3 protein-coding genes and 1 pseudogene are annotated in these 2,425 nt (G+C 57.6%); 1 reads left to right on the forward strand and 3 read right to left on the reverse strand.

Going from position 1 to position 2,425, the window contains the following annotated elements:
• Positions 1-187: 187 nt before the first annotated feature.
• Positions 188-1,225 carry an aminoglycoside O-phosphotransferase APH(4)-Ia gene (gene aph(4)-Ia / locus KP702_RS15870; RefSeq protein ID WP_215769374.1) on the reverse strand — a complete coding sequence of 346 codons (1,038 nt, stop codon included), beginning with the start codon at positions 1,223-1,225 and terminating at the stop codon, positions 188-190.
• Positions 1,226-1,294: 69 nt separating this feature from the next.
• On the opposite strand from aph(4)-Ia, the gene KP702_RS16630 reads away from it, so the two are divergent.
• The gene (locus KP702_RS16630; RefSeq protein WP_338086201.1) at positions 1,295-1,564 is read left to right on the forward strand and encodes a hypothetical protein; all 270 of its coding nucleotides are present in this window, start codon (positions 1,295-1,297) and stop codon (positions 1,562-1,564) included.
• 13 nt (positions 1,565-1,577) lie between these two features.
• Here the strand turns inward: KP702_RS16630 and KP702_RS16635 are convergent.
• A pseudogene (locus tag KP702_RS16635) lies at positions 1,578-1,640 on the reverse strand (type VI secretion protein); the annotation flags it as partial.
• A 537-nt stretch (positions 1,641-2,177) separates the two neighbouring features.
• A partial coding sequence (locus tag KP702_RS15885; RefSeq protein ID WP_075207512.1) for a hypothetical protein occupies positions 2,178-2,425 on the reverse strand: 248 nt, incomplete at its 5' end.

Consider the following 2,425-nt stretch of genomic DNA (forward strand, 5'->3'; position numbering starts at 1 on the left):
GGTGGGGAAAAGGAAGAAACGCGGGCGTATTGGCCCCAATGGGGTCTCGGTGGGGTATCGACAGAGTGCCAGCCCTGGGACCGAACCCCGCGTTTATGAACAAACGACCCAACACCCGTGCGTTTTATTCTGTCTTTTTATTGCCGTCATAGCGCGGGTTCCTTCCGGTATTGTCTCCTTCCGTGTTTCAGTTAGCCTCCCCCATCTCCCGATCCGGACGAGTGCTGGGGCGTCGGTTTCCACTATCGGCGAGTACTTCTACACAGCCATCGGTCCAGACGGCCGCGCTTCTGCGGGCGATTTGTGTACGCCCGACAGTCCCGGCTCCGGATCGGACGATTGCGTCGCATCGACCCTGCGCCCAAGCTGCATCATCGAAATTGCCGTCAACCAAGCTCTGATAGAGTTGGTCAAGACCAATGCGGAGCATATACGCCCGGAGCCGCGGCGATCCTGCAAGCTCCGGATGCCTCCGCTCGAAGTAGCGCGTCTGCTGCTCCATACAAGCCAACCACGGCCTCCAGAAGAAGATGTTGGCGACCTCGTATTGGGAATCCCCGAACATCGCCTCGCTCCAGTCAATGACCGCTGTTATGCGGCCATTGTCCGTCAGGACATTGTTGGAGCCGAAATCCGCGTGCACGAGGTGCCGGACTTCGGGGCAGTCCTCGGCCCAAAGCATCAGCTCATCGAGAGCCTGCGCGACGGACGCACTGACGGTGTCGTCCATCACAGTTTGCCAGTGATACACATGGGGATCAGCAATCGCGCATATGAAATCACGCCATGTAGTGTATTGACCGATTCCTTGCGGTCCGAATGGGCCGAACCCGCTCGTCTGGCTAAGATCGGCCGCAGCGATCGCATCCATGGCCTCCGCGACCGGCTGCAGAACAGCGGGCAGTTCGGTTYCAGGCAGGTCTTGCAACGTGACACCCTGTGCACGGCGGGAGATGCAATAGGTCAGGCTCTCGCTGAATTCCCCAATGTCAAGCACTTCCGGAATCGGGAGCGCGGCCGATGCAAAGTGCCGATAAACATAACGATCTTTGTAGAAACCATCGGCGCAGCTATTTACCCGCAGGACATATCCACGCCCTCCTACATCGAAGCTGAAAGCACGAGATTCTTCGCCCTCCGAGAGCTGCATCAGGTCGGAGACGCTGTCGAACTTTTCGATCAGAAACTTCTCGACAGACGTCGCGGTGAGTTCAGGCTTTTTCATATCTCATTGCCCCCCGGGATCTGCGGCACGCTGTTGACGCTGTTAAGCGGGTCGCTGCAGGGTCGCTCGGTGTTCGAGGCCACACGCGTCACCTTAATATGCGAAGTGGACCTCGGACCGCGCCGCCCCGACTGCATCTGCGTGTTCGAATTCGCCAATGACAAGACGCTGGGCGGGGTTTGTGTCATCATAGAACTAAAGACATGCAAATATATTTCTTCCGGGGACACCGCCAGCAAACGCGAGCAACGGGCCACGGGGATGAAGCAGGGCGGCACCTCGCTAACGGATTCACCACTCCAAGAATTGGAGCCAATCAATTCTTGCGGAGAACTGTGAATGCGCAAACCAACCCTTGGCAGAACATATCCATCGCGTCCGCCATCTCCAGCAGCCGCACGCGGCGCATCTCGGGGCCGACGCGCTGGGCTACGTCTTGCTGGCGTTCGCGACGCGAGGCTGGATGGCCTTCCCCATTATGATTCTTCTCGCTTCCGGCGGCATCGGGATGCCCGCGTTGCAGGCCATGCTGTCCAGGCAGGTAGATGACGACCATCAGGGACAGCTTCAAGGCCAGCAAAAGGCCAGGAACCGTAAAAAGGCCGCGTTGCTGGCGTTTTTCCATAGGCTCCGCCCCCCTGACGAGCATCACAAAAATCGACGCTCAAGTCAGAGGTGGCGAAACCCGACAGGACTATAAAGATACCAGGCGTTTCCCCCTGGAAGCTCCCTCGTGCGCTCTCCTGTTCCGACCCTGCCGCTTACCGGATACCTGTCCGCCTTTCTCCCTTCGGGAAGCGTGGCGCTTTCTCATAGCTCACGCTGTWGGTATCTCAGTTCGGTGTAGGTCGTTCGCTCCAAGCTGGGCTGTGTGCACGAACCCCCCGTTCAGCCCGACCGCTGCGCCTTATCCGGTAACTATCGTCTTGAGTCCAACCCGGTAAGACACGACTTATCGCCACTGGCAGCAGCCACTGGTAACAGGATTAGCAGAGCGAGGTATGTAGGCGGTGCTACAGAGTTCTTGAAGTGGTGGCCTAACTACGGCTACACTAGAAGGACAGTATTTGGTATCTGCGCTCTGCTGAAGCCAGTTACCTTCGGAAAAAGAGTTGGTAGCTCTTGATCCGGCAAACAAACCACCGCTGGTAGCGGTGGTTTTTTTGTTTGCAAGCAGCAGATTACGCGCAGAAAAAAAGG

Origin of the sequence: Gluconobacter sp. P5B12 (genome assembly GCF_018812035.1) — a bacterium.
GTDB lineage: Bacteria > Pseudomonadota > Alphaproteobacteria > Acetobacterales > Acetobacteraceae > Gluconobacter.